At 38.8% G+C, this 20667-nt stretch carries 17 protein-coding genes; 7 read left to right on the forward strand and 10 right to left on the reverse strand.

Features of this window, described 5'->3' with window-relative positions:
• Window positions 1–53: 53 nt before the first annotated feature.
• From UNH61_RS14875 to UNH61_RS14900, 6 genes are all read left to right on the forward strand, one after another.
• The gene (locus tag UNH61_RS14875) at window positions 54–1664 is read left to right on the forward strand and encodes a histidine kinase (protein WP_326992744.1); all 1611 of its coding nucleotides are present in this window, start codon (window positions 54–56) and stop codon (window positions 1662–1664) included.
• A 25-nt stretch (window positions 1665–1689) separates the two neighbouring features.
• Window positions 1690–3024: a serine hydrolase gene (locus UNH61_RS14880; RefSeq protein ID WP_326992745.1), complete on the forward strand. Its 1335-nt coding sequence runs from the start codon at window positions 1690–1692 to the stop codon at window positions 3022–3024.
• A 26-nt stretch (window positions 3025–3050) separates the two neighbouring features.
• Window positions 3051–3746 carry a LytTR family DNA-binding domain-containing protein gene (locus UNH61_RS14885; protein WP_326992746.1) on the forward strand — a complete coding sequence of 232 codons (696 nt, stop codon included), beginning with the start codon at window positions 3051–3053 and terminating at the stop codon, window positions 3744–3746.
• A gap of 315 nt (window positions 3747–4061) precedes the next feature.
• On the forward strand, window positions 4062–4496 hold the full coding sequence (locus UNH61_RS14890; RefSeq protein ID WP_326992747.1) for an EthD family reductase: 435 nt from the start codon (window positions 4062–4064) through the stop codon (window positions 4494–4496).
• Between the two features lie 183 nt (window positions 4497–4679).
• A complete protein-coding gene (locus UNH61_RS14895) occupies window positions 4680–5465 on the forward strand; it encodes a hypothetical protein (protein WP_326992748.1) in 786 nt (261 codons plus the stop codon).
• 420 nt (window positions 5466–5885) lie between these two features.
• Window positions 5886–7160, forward strand: coding sequence for a serine hydrolase domain-containing protein (locus UNH61_RS14900; protein ID WP_326992749.1), 1275 nt, complete (start codon window positions 5886–5888; stop codon window positions 7158–7160).
• 256 nt (window positions 7161–7416) lie between these two features.
• Here the strand turns inward: UNH61_RS14900 and UNH61_RS14905 are convergent, their stop codons facing one another.
• The 6 genes from UNH61_RS14905 to UNH61_RS14930 form a co-directional block, all read right to left on the reverse strand.
• On the reverse strand, window positions 7417–7743 hold the full coding sequence (locus tag UNH61_RS14905) for a hypothetical protein (RefSeq protein ID WP_326992750.1): 327 nt from the start codon (window positions 7741–7743) through the stop codon (window positions 7417–7419).
• A gap of 950 nt (window positions 7744–8693) precedes the next feature.
• Window positions 8694–10298, reverse strand: a complete 1605-nt coding sequence (locus tag UNH61_RS14910) for a type I restriction-modification system subunit M (protein WP_326992751.1) — start codon at window positions 10296–10298, stop codon at window positions 8694–8696.
• Entirely contained in the window at window positions 10276–11439 is a 1164-nt protein-coding gene (locus UNH61_RS14915) for an AAA family ATPase (protein WP_326992752.1), read from the reverse strand. The genes UNH61_RS14910 and UNH61_RS14915 overlap by 23 nt, the downstream gene beginning before the upstream one ends.
• Before the next feature lie 2 nt (window positions 11440–11441).
• Window positions 11442–12650 carry a restriction endonuclease subunit S gene (locus UNH61_RS14920; RefSeq protein WP_326992753.1) on the reverse strand — a complete coding sequence of 403 codons (1209 nt, stop codon included), beginning with the start codon at window positions 12648–12650 and terminating at the stop codon, window positions 11442–11444.
• A complete protein-coding gene (locus UNH61_RS14925; protein ID WP_326992754.1) occupies window positions 12643–15645 on the reverse strand; it encodes a type I restriction endonuclease subunit R in 3003 nt (1000 codons plus the stop codon). The genes UNH61_RS14920 and UNH61_RS14925 overlap by 8 nt, the downstream gene beginning before the upstream one ends.
• A 671-nt stretch (window positions 15646–16316) precedes the next feature.
• On the reverse strand, window positions 16317–16610 hold the full coding sequence (locus UNH61_RS14930; protein ID WP_326992755.1) for a helix-turn-helix transcriptional regulator: 294 nt from the start codon (window positions 16608–16610) through the stop codon (window positions 16317–16319).
• A gap of 174 nt (window positions 16611–16784) precedes the next feature.
• On the opposite strand from UNH61_RS14930, the gene UNH61_RS14935 reads away from it, so the two are divergent.
• On the forward strand, window positions 16785–17594 hold the full coding sequence (locus tag UNH61_RS14935; protein WP_326992756.1) for a HAMP domain-containing sensor histidine kinase: 810 nt from the start codon (window positions 16785–16787) through the stop codon (window positions 17592–17594).
• Window positions 17595–17656: 62 nt separating this feature from the next.
• Here UNH61_RS14935 and UNH61_RS14940 read toward each other — a convergent pair whose 3' ends face one another.
• The 4 genes from UNH61_RS14940 to traN are packed head-to-tail and all read right to left on the reverse strand — an operon-like array spanning window position 17657 to window position 20649.
• Window positions 17657–17959, reverse strand: coding sequence for a hypothetical protein (locus UNH61_RS14940; RefSeq protein WP_326992757.1), 303 nt, complete (start codon window positions 17957–17959; stop codon window positions 17657–17659).
• Window positions 17956–18834, reverse strand: a complete 879-nt coding sequence (locus UNH61_RS14945) for a hypothetical protein (RefSeq protein WP_326992758.1) — start codon at window positions 18832–18834, stop codon at window positions 17956–17958. Before UNH61_RS14945 ends, UNH61_RS14940 begins: the two co-directional genes overlap by 4 nt.
• 56 nt (window positions 18835–18890) lie before the next feature.
• On the reverse strand, window positions 18891–19718 hold the full coding sequence (locus UNH61_RS14950) for a hypothetical protein (protein WP_326992759.1): 828 nt from the start codon (window positions 19716–19718) through the stop codon (window positions 18891–18893).
• Between the two features lie 52 nt (window positions 19719–19770).
• Window positions 19771–20649 (reverse strand): conjugative transposon protein TraN, encoded by an 879-nt coding sequence (gene traN, locus UNH61_RS14955; protein ID WP_326992760.1) that lies wholly within the window; start codon window positions 20647–20649, stop codon window positions 19771–19773.
• Window positions 20650–20667 lie beyond the last annotated feature (18 nt).

Here is a 20667-nt window from a genome sequence, read left to right on the forward strand (position 1 = left end):
ATCATTTACAGATAGCCTTTCTTTTTTTAAAGTAACCTTGTAAAAAGAAGCGCATGAAATATCAGGTTCCCATTCCAACCACGGACTTCCAGGAAAGCAGGTTAAAAATCAGATGGCGAAAGCACGAAATGATATGGGTCAGCCTGATTACTGTCATCGCAATCATCCGTTGTTGCTGGAACTGGGCCACCCTAACGCCTAAGCAACTGGAATCAGTTTACCTCATAGTTTATAACAGTAATAAAACGCCCTTTACTAATTACTATACAAATGTATGGCTGCCTCAGATTGTCTCTATCCTTATATTTTATGTATCCTACATGATTATTAACAGGCTGATCATTCCTTCGGTGAAAAGTTTATTCCTAAAAGAGATGACCGGTAAGATTATCAAGAAGATCTGCAGGTTGGCTGGAGTGCTTGTCCTGTTGGTTTTCCTGATCTTGTTCGGCACGAACTTATCTGCTTATTTGGCTAATCCTATTTTATTTGGTGGCGGCTTCCATCTTTCAACTTTATTTGGATACACAGCACATCCGCTAACTTATGCATTTGACGGGTTTTCGAGGACGATAAGCCTGCTGATTTTCATTTTTCTCCTGGGATTTTTACGTGAAATCATTGTAAGTTATTTTGAAAAACCAATCCTGAGCAGGGCCTATTGGGTCTCATTCATCAACCAATTTACAACCTTCGCCGCAATTTATTTTTCGATCCTTTATCTTTTTTCTGCACTGAATTTTGAAAAAGAACATTTCCTTTTTATAGCTTACTTTTTGGTTGTTCCTTCCACGTTTTTGGTATTTATGAGTAATATCTATTGGTTATTTCCCTGGAAGGGTGAGACGCCTGTTTTTTCATACAGGGTTCTGCTGCGTTTGTTTTTATCCACTTTTATATGCACGTTCCCTTTTATTGCATACAAAGATCCAAATCTTCCACAGGATCAATTTATTCTTTTTCTGCTTTGCTGGATGGGCCAGTTGCTTGTTACAACTCCAGTCTCCTGGTTGGTTTACTGCCGACGGAAAGACAGCATATTGCGTTTGAAAAGCATGGAAAAGGAATTGATAGAGACCCAGGCAGATCTGCAATTGCTGCGATCACAAATCAACCCACATTTTTTGTTCAACACTTTAAATACGCTATACGGCATTGCCCTGCGGGAGAAATCCCCCGACACTGCAAAGGGCATACAAATGCTGGGAGACATGATGCGCTTTATGCTGCACGAGAACCCTGCCGATTTAATTCCGATGCTTAAGGAGGTTGAATATTTGGAAAATTACATTGCCCTACAAAAACTGCGTATGCAAATATCTCCCGGTATCTCCATTGAGGTGATGATCGAAGAGCAGTATTGTAACCACCAGATCGCTCCGATGCTTCTTATCCCCTTTGTGGAAAACGCTTTTAAGCATGGGATCAACCCTGAAGCATCGTCATGGATCAAAATATCGCTTGACTGCAATGAAACTGATATTCGCTTCGAGGTTCGGAACAGCCTGCATCCAAAAACAAATAATGATCCTGAAAAAAACCGTTCCGGAATTGGTGTAAAGAATGTTTTAGAAAGATTGAATATCATCTATCCCAATCGGCATCAGGTCAATATTTGCGATGACGGCCGGGAATTCCTGGTTCGTCTGGTCATTCAACCCTGATCGAAAAATTAAAATAATAAAATGTATGAAAAAAATACTTTCAGTTTTGCTAATGACTGTTACAATACAGACTGTTTATTCGCAAAAAACAACAACGGAAAAGATGGATGAATTATTAAGAGCCAGCACCAATGCGTACCGATTTAATGGATCGGCACTCGTGTCTAAACAAGGAAAAATTCTTTTAGAGAAAGGATACGGGTGGAAAAATATCCAGGACAGTTTATTGAATGACAATGCTACAATCTACCAGATAGCTTCAGTTACCAAACAATTTACTTCCGCCATCATATTCAAGATGATCGATCTGAAAAAGATTTCTCTGAATGATAGGATCAGCAGGTTTTACCCGGATTTCCTCAAGGGAGACAGCATCAGTATAGAAAATCTATTAACGCATACTTCCGGAATAAATGATCAACTATGTGGAAGTCCCACTGCGCCTCTTCAAGGCGAGCGGGCATTATTGGATTCCATTCAGAAGAGTAGCCTTGCATTTTCACCGGGAACACAGTTTATGTACAGCAATAAAGGTTATCAGCTCCTTGGTTATATCATTCAGCGCGTTTCGGGGATGACATACTACGAAACGGTAAGAAAATACATTTTCACTCCTTTAAACATGACAAGCAGTGGCTTTGATTTTGTACATCTGGCAAATAACAATAAGGCAACCGGGTATTACTATTTGTCGGATACAGCCAAACATCCCGCATCAATCATTGATTCTTCTGCCTCTTTCTCAGCGGGATCGATTTATTCGACGGCGGGAGATCTGTACAAATGGTTAGACGGTATTGGCACATACAAGATTATCACAAAAACATCCCTGGAGAAGGCTTGCACGCCCTTTGTCAATCCTCATTACGGATATGGGTGGACGATAGATACATTGTTTAACAAACGTGTGATTTCTCACGGAGGAGATATATGGGGATTTAATTCCCTCGTAGCCAGTATTCCTGAAGATGACATCCATATAGTATTGCTTGAAAATGCGGAAGATATTGACGATACACATCACATCTTAAAAAAAATAGTCGCAATTTTATATAACCAGCCTTATCATTTGCCTGCAAAAAACGAAGTTAGATTAAGTCGGGAAATACTGAACAAATACATTGGCTCCTATGAAATGCAACCAGGTATGGCCATAAAGGTAGAATTGGAGAACGGGCATCTTACGGCAACAGGCGGCAGAAAGCAAGAATTGTATTCCTTAAAAGAAAATGTTTTTAATTTGGATGACGGATACAATCAAACGGAAATACAATTCGGAGTTGATGAGAGCGGGATAATAAGTGATTTGTCGTTTTACAAGAACGGGAAGAAAATTATTTGCAAGAAAATCCGACAATGAATCTTCTAATAAAATACTAATAAATAATGCTCAAAGCTATTGCCATCGACGACGAACCAATTGCCCTGGAGGTGATTGAAAACATGGCAGGTAATGTTGGTTTTCTAGACCTGACAGCTGTTTTTTTGAATCCTGTTAAGGCCGTTGATTTCCTGACAAAGAATAATGTTGATCTGATATTCCTGGATATCAAAATGCCCAATATCTCCGGCATTGAGTTGATAAGATCTCTTTCAACACCTCCAATGGTTATATTTACAACAGCCTATAGTGAGCATGCTGTCCAGAGTTTCGAACTGAATGCGATTGACTACTTATTGAAACCTTTTTCCCTGTCCCGGTTTCTACAAGCTTGCAATAAAGCATTTGAACAAAATATATTCAGGAAAAGTAATTTTTTATCCGCTCCTTCCGTTAGCTCTGTTTTTATAAAAAGTGGCTATGAACAGATTCGCGTGGTACTGGGAGAGATATTATATGCAGAAAGTAACGGCATTTATATTAATTTTATTTTAGAGCAGGGAAAGGTCATTTCCCGTATGACTATGGCCGAAGTAGTAGCACTCTTACCAGCTTCAGATTTTGCCCGGATACATCGGTCCTATATTGTCGCCATCAGAAAAGTTACCCGTATTGACAGAAACAATGTATGGATACAGCAGGTAGAACTTCCCATAGGATCAAACTATGTGGCGGCCATTGAAAAAATCATAACGGGATAATCTGTTGTGGTTTCAGGCCCCTTGTTGGTGCCCGAACTCATTATGAGTTCTATATGGCGCATCCAGCATGCATAGTGATACTGCTACCAAAGGCATGTTCATTTGAGATTGGGAACCAACAATGGTTAAGCGACCCCAATACTCCAGAGTGGTTGCATAACAATACCAATAAGCAAAAATTATTTCAGCATTATGATAGCTATTAATCAAAATAGCAGACAAAATTTATCATCATTTGTAATTACAAGAATAAATTTAAACATTGTATGCATTTCAAAATAATTTAAGTACTTTTTAGCCTAAATTTAACCAGTCATGAAGTTCACACTTATCCTGTCATTTTTGTGCTTAACCGTATGTATTGTTGCATTTAGTCAAGAAAAGCGATCTGGAAAATCCGCAAAACACAACATTGCTGTTACTGAAAAAGGCTTAATTAAGATATCCGTCATGTATCCTTATGCCGAAGGAAAAACTTTCAATATGGAATACTATGAAACTAAGCACATGCCTATGGTCGCGGGTTATTTAGGGTCAAATTTGGTTAAATATACGATTGAGAAAGGGCTTTCCAGTGGTGGTAGTGATCCTAACCAACCTTTACCTTTTATGGCTATTGGTACATTTTATGTAAAAAGCTTAAGTGAATATAAAGCTGCCGTTACTCCAAATAGCAATGCGATTCGAGCAGATTTTGTAAACTATACCAATGTCATTCCTATAATTCTGGTAAGTGAAGTCATAAGATAGTTTACCATTCTACTTTTCGAAATCTTCTAATACCCGTGTAAGCAGTACTGAACAATTCCCTCTTCCGGGGTACCTTCCGTTGAATATACGCTAACGCCCTGGCCAGACACATTTAATAATTGCTAAAGAAATCACGGAAGCTGATCCCCCGGTTGTCATAACTTTAAGAAAAATGTAGGTAACATGGCAACGCAAACAGGCCCATTCTTCTTTACCGGCAAGTTGGATAACGTGATTGGCTACGAACGCAATGGAGTTCACTTCCTGCGTAGTATGCCTGCCCGGGTAAAACAAACAACGGCCACCCGGCAGGCTGCCCGCAATTTTGGTATTGCCAGTCGTAAAGGTAGCCTCATACGTAAAGCATTCGCCCCTCACCTGAATCTTCGTTGCGACGGCGCTTTCGTAAACCGGCTGAACAAAGTGTTGATACAATCCGGCGTACAGGGCATAAAAGGATACCGGTTCAACCGGCATACTGGCCTGGAAAAATTCTTCTCTCACTCGCCCATATTCACATCCGATGGCATCCTGCGGATTCCTGCACAGGAATTATCACGATTGTCCGGATTCACCCATTTTGAGATAAAAGCCATCGCTGTGCGGGCTCATTTTGCCCACCGGCGGACTACCCCCGCAGTCTCCATCACAAAGAGGATTGACCTCAGTAAACCGTTCGAAGGCATGGAACTGAACATGACCGTTCCGGGAAAAGGAACAGGGATCGTCGTATTACAGGTACGGGCTTTCCAGGGGAGCCTGGTTATGGACAACAACAAATACATGGCTGCAGAGGTGATTGCTGTAACTATAGCAGCATCTCCAATCCCACAAACCGGTAAAAAACACAGCAAGCCACTATCGAAACGGTGGCCATTGTACCACGACCTGCTGCTACTTAAGGGTCCTGCAATTGACCACTCTTCATTAGCCTTACAACAGGAACGAACAGCTATAACTTTCTCCTGACCGGATATTGTTATCAGCTGCTCTTATATTGCTTCCAGTATTTCCTGGGAAATGGTTCATGGATACCTATGTCCGGATGTATGAATACCGGCCTTTTTTTCAGGTATATGCCTGATTGTTGTTTAAAAAAATACCCGATACCTCACTGCATTCCTGCCCTGCACTGTTATACCCCAGGTAAAACTATCATCCACTATATCATCCATCCATCTTCAGATCAACTCCACCTTACCTGCATCATTCTCCCATTAATCTCCCGCTTTCTCCCATCACGTCCTTATACTGCTGCACCGGCTTGTCCAATCTTGCAGCTATTTTGGGTGTATTCAGCAAGAGAAGAAATTATTACCGATATTGCCAAAGCAACCAGGAACTATTAGGCAACAGTATAACCTTCCTTTGCATAAAAACAGCACCTCTATGAATCCTATTTCCAGCTTTTTTGCTGATAAGCCTGTTTCAAAATTTATCATTTTATTCTTTCTGACTGGCGTGCTTTCTTTTAGCTCCAGTGCCCAATCTATCCGGGATTCACTTACGCAGTTAATAAGTGATCAATATAACCAGTCAGCATTTCCCGGCTTTAGTGTAGCCATAGTAAACAAGGATAGCATTTTGTATGAACACGCCTTTGGGTATGCAGATCTTGAAAAGAAGATTCCGTATAGCACCTCCACTCTGCAACCTATAGCTTCCGTCAGTAAATTATTCATAGGTATGGCAGTGATGAAGGCAATAGAACAAGGATTGTTTACGCCTGGCACGAATATCAATGATATTTTACCATTCAGGGTATTATCTCCCTATACACCGGAAACGCCCATCAGTATAAAGCAATTGGTTACACATACATCCGGCATCATAGATAATCAGGATATTTATAAGAAGACCTACATTTATTCCCCTCCCGTAAACGAAAACAACGCGCTTTATAAGCAACTGTTATCTAAAGGTTATGGCGCATCAGGGGTAGATACCAGCCTGGCCCTCTTTCTTAAGAACTATCTGGCGGTGGATGGCCATTTCTATAATAAAAGGAACTTTAACAAGGCCGCACCAGGAAAACGATATGAATATTCTAATCTTGCTTCCGATCTTGTTGCCTACCTGATAGAAGTAAAATCAGGGCTCTCTTTTGCGGCCTATACGGAAAAATACGTACTAAATCCCCTCCAAATGAATCATTCAGGATGGTTCAGGACAGCGGACAGTGAGCGCAGCGCAGCTACTTTATACACCGGTTTAAAAGCTCCCTATCCCTGCTACAGCGCTATTTGCTATCCTGATGGAGGCCTGATTACCTCTTGTCATGAATTAAGCCTCTTTCTAAAAGAGAATATTGCCGGGTATCAAGGGAAAGGCACACTCCTTACGCCGTCGTCATATTCAATGATGATGCAGCCAGCCTTCTCGGCAGCATATACACCGAAGGGCATAGATCCTGACGAACCCAATATCGGTGTACTTTATACCATAAAAAAGAATGGCATTATCGGTCATAGCGGCAGTGATGGCGGGGTAACATCGTTTCTTTTCTTTAATCCGGAAAAAGGATTTGGGATGCTTTTTATTGCCAATACAGAACTTGAAGGGCTAAATGGCGTCAACGAAAATCTGCTTTCAGATTTTCAAAAAATATGGAGTATCATGGGTAAGTATGGGGGAAAGATGAATTTGACAACATCTCCTCTTTAGCAAATTCAGTTTGAGTGGCTACATTGCGTGTTTCTATCTCTTAACATGAATGGCAGGAGTCTGACCATACCTTCATCGGCAGGCCGATCGCCGGAGGGCAGCGTGTATACTTTCAGGTAAGTATACTTGGCTGCCTGCAAGGAAAAACATTTTCATCAGACAAGCCCGGACTGACACCGTTTACATATATTCGAGCCTTACTCTCATTACGCCGTTTTTTCGGTAACAGTCAAGCTTCTTTTTCAAGTCAATCAAATCATTTACTATCCACTACGCGGGTGAACTCCGGCAGATTATGCCAGTGTATCCTGACCTCCTGCTCATCTTTATAGTTGTATTCCACATCCTGGAATATAGAGAGGTCAATTTGCAGCACCTTGCTTACCTGCGCCACTTCGGCCTTTTCATCAAAGCCGCCGATTTGCTCGAAGAAACAGGAAAGCCCATCCGGAAAATCGTCGCTACAAGCGCTCTTTTTATCCGGCACAAGAAAATAGGCCATACTTCTATGGATGGGCGTAAGTGTCGCGGACGGTTTTGCGGAAAGGATTCCCAGGATAAGGAATATAGAAACTATTTTCATAGTATTCATTTCATACAATATTCGGCTTTTTTTATTCTATTCTATCCTTTCCCGACCACCCTATTTTAATGTTTGTTCTCTACCTGATGAGATATAAAGTGTTCGCTTAAGTCTGGTCTATCTATTATCTTTTGGTACCGGCATACAATCTATCCTGGATTCGCTTGCACAGTTTATAAATGACCAATATAACCAGTCGCGATTTGCGGCCTCAGTAAAATATTATCCCATAACCTGATGTCTGATTAGTATCTTGGTGATATGATACTTTTACAAGCAGCTATAGGAGCTGGATTTCTCATATTCATTGTCGGCGGTATTATTCTCTTTTTGGGAACCGCCGGACTCGCCAGCCTTTTAACAAAGATGCTGCTTCCGCGACAACACTCCGCCGGATTACGTCTTCTATGCATTATTATTTCTCTGGCAATAATGCTTTCAGTTATTTATGAATTACTTATATGGTTAGGCTTTACCAGTGCGGAATGGGGCCGTTATACCTGATAGCGTTTATTTGACCGATCCCGTCTGGCGCTGGGCAATTAATATATTTCGGCTAACATCCAACCGATTTCGCAAACAAATTCAACTATGTAATTCATTGATATTTGCTTCCCAGATAACCGTTGCCGCTGAAAAAAAGGTATCCACTCCTGCTATACGAAATATGATTAACGACAATTTCTGTCGTCAATAAAGGCAAAATTGTCGTTAAACGGAAATGCCGTAAAGAAATCGGGGTTATACAAAAGGAGCTCAACTAAACGCTCGACTAAAAAAGAAAACCCCGCGACTAGCGCGAGGTTTGTAACTTCTCTATGATCCCTATGGTACAAAATTCGAACTCTTTTATCCTTGAATTGCGAAAATTGGCAGACATTGCATAACCTTTGTCAGGGGTCGCAGTTTCGGCAATGTTTATGAAATTGAATTTAAAAGTAGCTCTTCCCTCATATAGGATCCAGCCCCAAATCTTTTAAAAATTCATTATGCTTTTCTGTATTCACTTTTATACTCTCGTTTATTGAAGTAAGCTTTTTATTTACTTCTTTCAGATCAATTTCCACTTCCTGTACTGATGTACTTACATACCGTGAAATATTAAGATTATAGCCGTGCTGTTCAATTTCCTCCATTGAAACCCGTCGTGCATATCTTTCAATGTGCTCTGGTCTAAACTGATAAGTTTCAACTATCTTTTTTATATGCTCTTCCTCCAGCAAGTTTTGTCTTTTCCCTGGCTTGTAATGTTCACTGGCGTTGATAAACAAGACATCATCCTGTTTTTTACATTTTTTTAAAACCAGAATACAAACCGGAATACCAGTGGAATAGAACAAATTGGAAGGCAAACCAATGACAGTATCTATGTGATTATCCTTTAAAAGCTTCGTACGTATTCTTTCTTCAGCACCACCACGAAATAATACACCATGGGGCAAAATAATTGCCATTGTGCCTTCCTTGGCTAAATAGTGGAAACCATGCAATAAGAAAGCAAAGTCGGCCGCTGATTTTGGCACCAAACCATAATTTTTAAACCGGAAGTCTTGCGCCAAAGTCTCAGTAGGATCCCATCTCAAGCTAAAGGGTGGATTCGCTACGATAGCATCGAACTCCATTTTCTTACTCGGATTCATTTCATTGAGCAGGGGCCAATGATTCTCCAAAGTATCTCCATGAAATATATCAAACTCACCATCTTTCATGCCATGCAAAAGCATATTCATCCGGGCGAGATTGTAGGTGGTGATATTTTTTTCCTGTCCGTATATCTTTCCTATACTCCCGCCATTATCTTTCATTTTCTTCCTTACGTTCAGCAACAGGGAACCTGATCCACATGCGAAATCCAACACTTTATCCAGTTTGCCCCTTTTTCCACTCGTGGGATCCTGACCATCTAAGGTCACAATTTCAGAAAGTACAGTTGAAATTGGTTGTGGGGTATAAAACTCGCCTGCTTTTTTTCCCGATCCAGCAGCAAACTGCCCGATAAGGTATTCATAAGCATCTCCCAGCGTGTCAGAATCTGTAGAAAAATTTGCAATACCTTCCGCAATTTTCTGAATGATCGTGCAGAGCTTTTTGTTTCTGTCAGTATTGGTTTTTCCAAGCTTTTCAGAATTTAAATTGATTTCCGAAAATAATCCCTGAAAAGCACTTTCAAAGGATTCATTTTCTATATAGTGGAAACCTTCATCCAGAGTCTTTAGCAAATCCAAATGCTGAGTACGTGCCATTTCGCTGATACTGCTCCAAAGGTGCTCAGGCTTTATATTATAATGTACCTTTCGCCTCATCTGTTTCTCAAAATCCGGTACTTCGACTTTATTCTCCGCATACCAAACAGATAGTGGAATGCGATCATCACCTTCTGCTAACCTGGGATAGTCTTTTCCCAACTCCCTTCTTGCAGCTTCTTCGTAATTGGACGATAAATACCTTAGGAATAAAAAAGATAGCATGTAATCACGAAAGTCATCCGCATTCATTGCACCACGCAAATCATCTGCTATAGCCCAAAGGGTTTTACCTAGTTGTTGTTGTGTCATTTATCATTTTTTTGGTTTCTTCCTCAAATATTTCTGGAAAATGAAACTCATATTTGGTGAGAAATCCATTTAAAATTCGTTTAAAAAGTTCTTTGTTGTCGTCACCCATTTCCACCGGATCAAAAACTGAGTATTTGCCATGGCTAAATAGTTGTAATGCTCTTTCAAAAAGCACTTCATCTTCTGCCTTCAGACTTCCTATACATTTATCAATACTATCATACCCAAAGAAAGTTGCAGTTTTTTCCAATATACTTCTTAGAGAATTAAAATGATAAGTATAAATCCTATTTAATTCAACGACTTGCTTTAGTTCACTTAATATTGCAATATGGTGAAAAAACGGCGTATCGCTAGTATCCTGTAAAGCATATCCAGTAGATCGCTTGCCATGCAGAAAATAACGTTTATTCTTTCCACTTCTGCCGAACTCATTGAATATTACATTAAAGAACAAACTATGATGTGTAGAAATTACTGTTTTAATATGATTATCTTCCCTGGTCAATAAATTCGATAGATCACAGGCTACGGCAATAACATTATTTTCGTCGAGGGACGATATCGGATCATCAATGTAAATGTACTTTACCCAACTATATGCGGGGTCTTTATCGATTGCCAATTGGCAAATAGCTAGAAAAAAACACCAGATAAAGAGATTCTCCTCTCCTCTCGAAATCTTTATATTTTCTATACGTTGCTCATGACCATCAACAATTATACTTCTTGAAAATGTAACGGTAGATATTTCGTAATTAATATCAAACTTTAAATCAACATAATTATTAAAGAATGCTTCTATTTTGACATCTAAATCTAATTCGCGTAGTCCCTCAAAAAATACAGATTCCGAATTAAGTTTCAGAAATCGATTTGTATCGTTCTCTAAATCATTATTCCATGAAAACAAATCTTCTGTAAACGCATTAAAATACAATGTGTCTCTTGCAATTACATTACCACTAGCATCAAACTCCTTCCCCGCCTGTTTAAACTCCATCGAAAGCCTGGTTTTACCAGTACCATTATGCGCAAATAGCAGAATAAACTCTTTCAGTTTCCGATGATCACCGGTTAAGTCCTTTCGTAAATGCTGAGCGACTTCGGTCAGGTTATTGAATTTTATTACTGGCTTCATTTCTAATCATTCATTTTGGGAAACAGACCTTGCATTAATCCTTTTTTATGTAGCTTTAATTGCTCTAGTTTTTGGGCTTGGGTGGTGATTAGTTTGTCTAAGGAAGAAAGGCATGAGGCGATTTTTTGCTGTTCTTTTGCATTCTTTGGTAATGGAATAGGAATAATATCAAGCTTCGCTCTATTAAGTTTGGGTTGGGCCATCCCTGTAAGGAAATCTTCGACATTGATAGAGTTAATGTAAGCCTCAACTACTAATTGAGTATCAATATTATTGAACTTTAACACGTGTGAGTGATTATTTACCCAAGTTTTGCCTGATATGTTAAAGGCAATAGGGTAGTTTCTATCAATCAAATTCGCACCATCCTCCGAAATACAGAGAAGTGTTTCATCAAAGAGATAATCCTTTACATAATCGATTATTCCTGAAGCCCCATAATAAGGAACATCTCCTTTATCTCTGTGAGTCGAAGTAACAGGAATTCTCCTTGAATCTAGATTCTCAGCAATGTCGCCGAGCTTCCTCGTTTCCCACTCTCCATCCTTCACAAACTCAGGAAATCGATACTTCGGCCCCTTCCTTCCCTCTTGCGGAAAAATATTTTGCATTAGGCCCTTTTTATGCTCCTTGAGCAATTCCAGCTTTTGGTTATGGGCAGCAATTGTTTCATCTAAGAAAGAAAGGCAAGAAGCGATTTTATCTTGTTCACCTAATTCTGGTAGCAATACCCTGGTCTCCCTTAGTTCATTCATATTTATCTTACACGGAACTGCGTTTAACAAAGATTTACTAAGAATCTCATATTGATAAGTATTGGATTGAAAATAGGAATGTAAATAATAGGAATTAAAATACTTTGATTTTTTGATACACGCAAGAGTTACATAAATGCTAAATTCGTAATCCCAGTTCACGACTGAAGAGAATCCAATTTTTCCAATTCTTGTAATTAAGACATCACCCTTTTCAGGTTTATTTTTGCTTGTGGCTATTTGGTAATCCTCTCTTGAAATGAACTTATTCTTGTTTCTGCTTACGATATTCTCTACACTGAAAAACGGTATTCCATCTCCAGTGTATTTCGGCGTTTGGTGTGTTCCATCAAAAATAGCATCAGTGATTTTTGACAAGACCTTAACCTCCCACTCTCCATCCTTCTCAAACTCAGGAAACCTCAATTTCGGTATCAATTTTTTTTTCTTACTCATAAGCTACTAATCCAGAAATTTCACGCCCTTGGGCTAATTTTTTTAATTGCGGTACCAAGTCTTCCATTAAAGCCAACTCTTTTACTCTTCGTTCCCTCCAACTTAACTCCAATGGCTCTAATAAACCTGTTAATTTTTCACCGTCAAAAAACATCCGGCTTATAATCTCGTCTACAAAGGTCTTGATTGCCACTGTTTGCAAACCATGTTTCTCCGCAATGGCCGCAAGCTCCTTGTTGTTTTTATCTTCTTTGAATTTCTCGTAGCCCTTGCGCAAGCTTTCTACACTTTGTCCGCTTTCCCAATCCAGACTTTTGATATACTCCGTTAAATCCTCTTCTTCGTCTATGAAATTAGAATTGGATCTTAACAGGCTAATTATTTGTCCCTTGGTCATTTTTTGCTTAGCCGGCTTCTTTTGGGTATTCGCGGCAATTAGATTCATAATATAATCATAATCAATCACTGCAGAGGCAAACAATACAAATTCAAAATCCAATTGCTGTATTTCCGAAGGTGCGTTATCCCCTTCCTTCTGTTGTATTTCTCTAAATTGTTTTGCAGTTTCGAGATAGGAGCTTCTAAAATTTTGCAACCTCTCTTGTGGCAAAATAGACTCGATGGCAGTCTTTTGCTCTTCATCCAAATCTGTGTATTGGTCCAGCTGCGTCTTAAGCCGTTGTACCTCCTTAAAATTTTTCATAAAGGCCAATCGTGCTGCATCTCCTCTCAGGTTGTATACTTCTGATGGCTCGCTTACCAGGTCATGCTCCTGCATAAACACTCCCAGCTTTTCTACTGCCTCCTTAAATTTATCAATTACTACAGGTGCAGGATCTACCAACCAAATCTTCCTGGCTTTTCCATTGTCCTCACCCGAAAATAATTCAATTGCCTTGTTTACTGCTGCTTCCTGCGAACGAAAATCCAGGATATTACCATATGGTTTAGTATCGTTGAGTACACGATTTGTTCTGGAAAATGCCTGGATCAATCCATGGTATCTAAGGTTTTTGTCAACATACAAGGTGTTCAGGTATTTAGAATCAAACCCTGTAAGCAGCATATCCACGACTATAGTAATGTCAATCTTGTTTTTATGAGGATAATCTTCATTGCTATATTGCTGGTCTTTGATCCGCTTTTGCACATCCTGGTAATACAAATCAAATTCGTTGATAGAATGATTGGTGCCAAATTGCTTATTATAATCGTCAATGATTTCTATTAACGCCTTTTTCTTCTCTTCAGGGTTCTCTTTGTTATCTTCCTTTTCCTGGCTCAGATCTTCCTGCAATTGCTTAATATCAGCCGCATTTTTCTGGCTTTGCTGATCACCGTCTTTGCCCATCAATTGAGCTGGTGGAGAAAACACACACGCAATGTTCAATGGAGTGTAATCCGGATTTTCTACAAGTTTTGCCTTTTGTGCCATATTGAAAAGCTGATAATATTCTATGGCATTATTAATAGAGGCTGTCGCCAATAGTCCATTAAAACGCCTCGAATTAGTGGCGGCATTGTGCTTGTCTAAAATTGCATCAACCACAGCCTTTTGTGCAATAGCTTCGCCCGGCTTGGGATTGATGTTGCCGCTGCCTTTGAAATAATCGATATGAAAACGCAATACATTCTTATCGTCTATCGCATGTGTAATGGTATAGGCGTGTAATCTTTTTTCAAAAATATCCTGTGTCGTTTTGTAAGAACCTTCTTCTCCTTCCCTAATGTTATAAGTAGCATTTTCATCAAAGATAGGCGTACCCGTAAAACCGAATAGTTGAGCATTCGGGAAAAACTCTTTAATCGCTTTGTGATTGTCTCCGAACTGCGAACGATGACACTCATCAAAAATGAAAACCATACGTTTTTGTCTTAACAGCTCCAGGCGTTCTTTATAGTTTTTCTTATAGGTTCCATCAAGTGCCAAACCCAGCTTTTGTATAGTAGTAACAATTACTTTGTCAGCATAATCGGTAGAAAGCAAACGCCTTACAAGAGTTTCCGTATTGGTATTTTCTTCTACGCTGCCTTCCTGAAATTTATTAAACTCTTCCCTGGTTTGACGGTCAAGGTCCTTTCTGTCTACAACAAACAGGCATTTTTCTATATCGGGGTTATCCTTTAGTAAAGTAGATGCCTTGAATGAGGTCAGCGTTTTACCACTTCCGGTGGTGTGCCAGATATACCCATTTCCTCTGTTGTCTTTAATACAATCCACAATGGCTTTTACAGCATAGATCTGGTATGGTCGCATAACAAGCAATTTCTGCTCTGTTTCAACAAGTACCATATATTTACTGACCATTTCTGCCAACGTACATTTGGATAGAAACTTATCAGTAAAAGCATAGAGATTATTTATCTTTTGATTATCAATGTCTGCCAACTCATAAACTGGCAAAAATTGTTCATCTGCATTAAAAGCAAAGTGTTGATTTTTGTTATTTGCAAAATAAATAGTACGATTTACATTGCTTACAATAAACAGCTGCATAAAGCAGAGCAATGAATTTCCATAACCATTGCCAGGTTCATTTTTATAATCCACAAGCTGCTGCATCGCCTTGCGATGTGATATATCTCCTCTTTTCAATTCGATTTGCACCATAGGCAAACCATTAATCAGCAAGATAATATCATAGCGCTGATGACTGTTCTCTGTGTTAATACGCAACTGACTAATGACTTCAAAATCATTCTTGCACCATTCTTTATGGTTCACCAAAGTGTAATATAAGGGTGTTCCATCGTCGCGTTGGAAATACTGCTTCTCTCTTAATAATTTAGATGCAAAAAAAACGTCCGGGTGAATAATTTCCTCTCTTAGCCTTAAAAATTCATTGTCAGTAAGTCGCACACGATGAAGCGCCTCAAATTTATTTTTAAAGTTCTGCTCAAGTGTTCTTCGATCGACTATATCAGGCCGATGAATATACTTAAGACCGGTGAGTTGCTTGATAAGGTTATTCTCTATTTCCTTTTCTTTGCTCATAAAAGTCTTTTCTATAAGTCTTTGATATTAATTCTGAATTTTACCCTAAACATCAATCAGTAATACTCTTTGGTCTCAGAATTGGAGCTTACAAATGATTATTGTAAAAGGTTTACAACTATCCACAAGTCCCGCCAGTGAAACACTTCTGGAAATTCAGGTTAATGGTCCCAATATAGTAAAAAACATCGATTAACCTTCAAATACACACGGCATCTCGTGAAAGGAAACGCAAAGTTTTTTGTTATTCTTTCCAGAGTGTTCAATGTCTTTTTGCAAACCCATTTTAAAGGTTAATAAATTAGCTCATTCAGCACATCCATTAAACTCTTTTTGATGAAAATTATCAAATAAGTAAGTAACGAGCAGAAGCGAATAATGGACAAATAATAATGTGAATTGACATCATACGGAACAACAATCCCATTCAAACCAAAAAAGGCTTCAGAAAATATTCTGAAGCCTTTTCATTTCTCTGTGAACCCTATGGTACAAAACTCGAACCTTTTTATTTTTGACCTACGCAAATTAGCAGAAATATGCTGACATACTGATAAATACGTTAAAATAACATTATTAAATATTATTACTTTTGCAAACACTACAGTTATTATCTTTTTTCTTTATAAAAGCTATCCCCAAAAAGGGGCCACCGCAAATGGCCCCTTTCCTTATAATGGCTTTTCGGGCCAAAATTCTTTAGGGGAACATTCCAGAGCCTTAGCCAACTCATTAAGTATTTTTGTATTATAATGCTTTCCTCTTTTGGGACTTTCAACGTTCCCAATATATCCCTCAGCCTTCCCGATCAACCCAGATAAATGCTCTTGACTGTAACCTTTGGCCGTTCTCAACTCTTTCACTTTGTCTATTATATACCTATCAATAGCTGATAATTCTACCATTATCTCTTTTGACATGGAAAGTGCCAAACCTCGAACTAATAAACACATGACTATAGGCATGTACTTATTAGGTATATTTATATACACAACAAACTATTCTTATCATGCTATAGCATATAGAAGTGATTATAAATTAAAACTTTTTATCATCTATTTTCGTTTATCTATACATATCCGGCTATCACCCCTCAAAAGCCGGTTTTATGTTCATTGCTTTACCAAAACAATATCCTAATGAAGCAAACCATTGAAGTTCCACATTCAGACTGCTCAGAAGAAGAAACCCTTCGCGTAGAATTACAAAACCTTAAAGTAGAGAATCACCATCTCCAGGTCGAGTTACAACAAATGAAAGATTTCATGATTGCAGTCGGGCATGATCTCGGCGCTCCGCTCAATGGCTTAGAGCATCTATTGAGTGACTTTAACATACCATCTTTCACAGCTAACTTTGCAATATATTATGAAATATACCATCTTGCTTGCAGAGGCATACGCGACCTGATGGAAAATACCAAAGCCTATTTAAGTGCAGGCAATGATGATCCTGTAATAACTTCCGTTGATACCATCAACCTAATAGATTCAATAAGCCAGTTATCTAAAATTATAGCCTCAGCTAATGATATTGATCTTAAACTAAAAATCGCACCTGAAACACCAGAAACAATACAAACTGATCGAGCGAAACTAACACGAATAACCTTTAACCTTCTTTCAAATGCTATTAAATTCAGTCCAAAAAATTCCACTATCAATTTATCTACTGGCGGCAATGATACAACTTTTATACTCGAAGTGAAAGATCAGGGTATCGGGATAGCCCCTGAAAAGATCCATTCGATATTTCAGCCAGGTGTTAGACTAGACAAATCTAAAGAAGGCTTAGGAGTTGGGCTGCATATATCAAAAAGATATGCAACACAACTTAATGGCTCATTACAAGTAGTCAGCCAGTTAAAACAAGGCAGCAGGTTTACATTAACGTTACCTTTAGCACAGCAACCAAAAACCATAATTATAGGAGCTTCTGAAATTGACTAGAAAAAATAAATCATGTGATGTTCAATATATAAAATGGAGCAGGTTATGCCTGCTCCATTTCCTTATTCCTTTTTCCCAATTTCACGCAAGGTAATTAGACTTGCTACATCAGGCTTAAAAGAGGGATTGATCTTTATATACCCCCACTGCTTCAAATCTTTCATACAGTAATAGTAGATTCTTTCAGATCGGATTTTCGCTTGATCCCGTAGTTGCATTGAAAAAACCCGAACTGGATTGATACCACCTTGCTTACGGAAAAAATAAAGAATAGCCAACATCAAGCTAATATGCTTAGGGCTAAACTTTGCATCTTCACCTACCATATCCATAAAATCATCTATATAGCTATCAAAGCAAATCATCCTGTAGTCTGTTTACGCTGCTTTCTTGGAGGCTTTGCCTCACCATCCTTCTGTTTCTGACCTTTCTTTGCAGACTGCTGCTGCTTCTCCTTTTGGTTATCAGATTGTCTATTCGTCTGTTTATTATCCTGCGGTTCCTTCTTTTGTTCCTTTTGCTGCTGTTCAAGCTGTCGCTGTTTTAATTTTTCTCCTAACTCCTGACTGATAAACCCTTTCTCAATCTGCTGATCCAAAGGAATCAGCTTTTTATCCAGGTCATAAAGAATTAAACTACCAGACCGGATAGCAGGAGTAGTGTACAATTCTTCCTGCTTCCCATCTTTATTTAAAAACTTCTCCTTTTGAAAATTGCCACGTTCCAGCGATTCTTTCAATGAAGATTTGTATACTACAGAATATTCGTCAATTACCTTTCCTACATCGTAGCCATAGGCTTTATCAAATCTTTCCGAATTGTAATTGCCATTTTGTAGTTTCTCCTTTGGCTTTATCCTTTCCCAAGAATCACTTTTAGCATGGTGAACAGGTCTACCTTGCAGGAAGTTATATGCCATTTTATAAGTAAAATTATCCTTCACTTTCTGGCCTTCTTCCTCCTTTCTATGGTTCAGGTAAAAGGTTTGTGTCCGAGTTTCTCCGTTCTCACCTTTCTGAGCAGTCATGTCGAACTTATGAAGAAAATAATCTCCAGTTGTAGCTGACTTCCTCAAGTGAAATACAGTGTCACTATTTCCTTCATCATATTTTTTAGAATACGGATGCTCAATAGAGGGAAGCCCTTCCTGCATTTTCTTTATAAGAGCATCGTTATATGCTTCCTTCATGCCAATCAGCATAAAGTGTTTTTGCGTTATATTAACTTCATTTCCATCCATAGAATAAACTTTTTACTGGTGACATTCATAGGCTGAATATTGCCTAACACCTATTATCAAATCTTTCTAAGTAACTTTTTAATTGGCGCGATCTTCTCAATTATTGCCTGCTTAATAGACTTCTTTTTTCCAATATCAGCACGTTGTTCAACGTTCAATTTTAGATTTTTGCCTGCCTGCCTTTGAATTTTTTCGCCCAGTTTCCTACTAACTAATTTTTGCTCAATTTGTTCCTTTATCGGCACCAGTTTCCTATTCTCATCAAATAAATCTAGGCTATCTGAAGTAATCGCTGGGGTAATGAAATAATCACGTTGTGAACCATCTCTAGTAGTGAATTTTTGCTTTTCCAAATTCCCAGCTTGCAAGGATTCCAGAATGGATAGCTTATCATGTGGATTGAAAAAAGAATACTGGTCAAGCACCTTCCCCAAATCATAACCATAGCTTTGATCGAAAGCCTCGAAAAAGAAACCATGTTTATAGGATGGGCTTGGCACTTCCTGTTCCCAAATTTTATTATTAGGGAAGAATACCGGCCTACATTGGAGAAAGTTATATGCTTGTAAAAAGGTGGCATTATCTGGTTGATCACCGCGTTCGTAATTCCGATGATTGAAATAAAATGTATTCTGATGCTTGATGTTTGTCCCTGCTATAATCGTTGACATATCCATCTCGGATAAGAAGTAATTTTCCATATTAGCAGACCTTTTGACATGAAAAACAGCATGAGCATCGCCATCAGGATATGCCTTTATGTACTCATGTTTGATTAAAGGCTCATACGCTTTCAATTTTTCAACCAAATCCGCCGTGAATGCCTCCTTTGCCCCAATATGAATAAATTGATTTTTAACAAATTCCAACTGCCTATCTTCCATATGTTATATTTAACCACTACAGTAATCAGCCACCACCAGGTTAAAAAGTAAACTATTGAATGCCGGTGCCAGAGGTACGTAAAAACGGAAAGTCTGATATGAGGGTTCTTGCCCGAAGCAGATACCGATGCCTGAGTTTCAGCAAAAGTGTCCTTCCACCATTCATTTCTCCAACCTGAATAAGCAAATCCTGATTACGAGGAATAGTAAATGCCGGAAATACTATAACAACACTACCAGAGCTATCACCATCTATACTAGGCTGTTCAGTAGAGAACAATGGATTCAGCACTTTTTCCTGAATGGCTGTTTTCTTTGCCTTCTTTCTATCCTTAACAATAAACTTTATGTAGTCAGGCGTATAACTGATTTGAGAATTGTTGCGAACCGTAAGTTTAAAAAACATAATATTTTCCCGCATGTAAATACTACCTAGTGAGAGGCTCACCTTTTGTTCAGAAGTCCGCTTACGCAAAAATCCCCGATGTTCCATTACCTGTAGGCTCGAATTTTCGTAGAACTCTTTATCATGCTCAAACCCTTTCAGCATTACTCCTTTGCCATCTTCTTCACCTTTATAGAATCGCAAATTCAATACGGATGGTTCGTTAGCATACTTTAGCAGGAAAGAATACAAACGTCCATCTGCTGTAATTACAGACAGATTTGTTTCAGGGAAATTTACTGCCGCAGCTTTCACCTGCAATACATTTTCTGCCCCCTTTGCCTTCTGAGCGAGGATGGCACTGCTGCCTCGGTCAACACTTTTAATTTCGTATGGGAAAATGAGATTGCTGGTCTGATTAAGGCTCACCCATAAATAATAGGGATCAATTTTCTTTGCCTTCATTTCAGGATAACCTGTTACTTGCCCGAAAGCCGTAACGAAAAGAATACAACTCACAATCCATGTAGCACAAAACCTTTTCATATTCTCTTTTTTAATTGA

The organism is Chitinophaga sp. 180180018-3 (assembly GCF_037893185.1).
In the GTDB taxonomy this organism is placed as follows: Bacteria; Bacteroidota; Bacteroidia; order Chitinophagales; family Chitinophagaceae; genus Chitinophaga.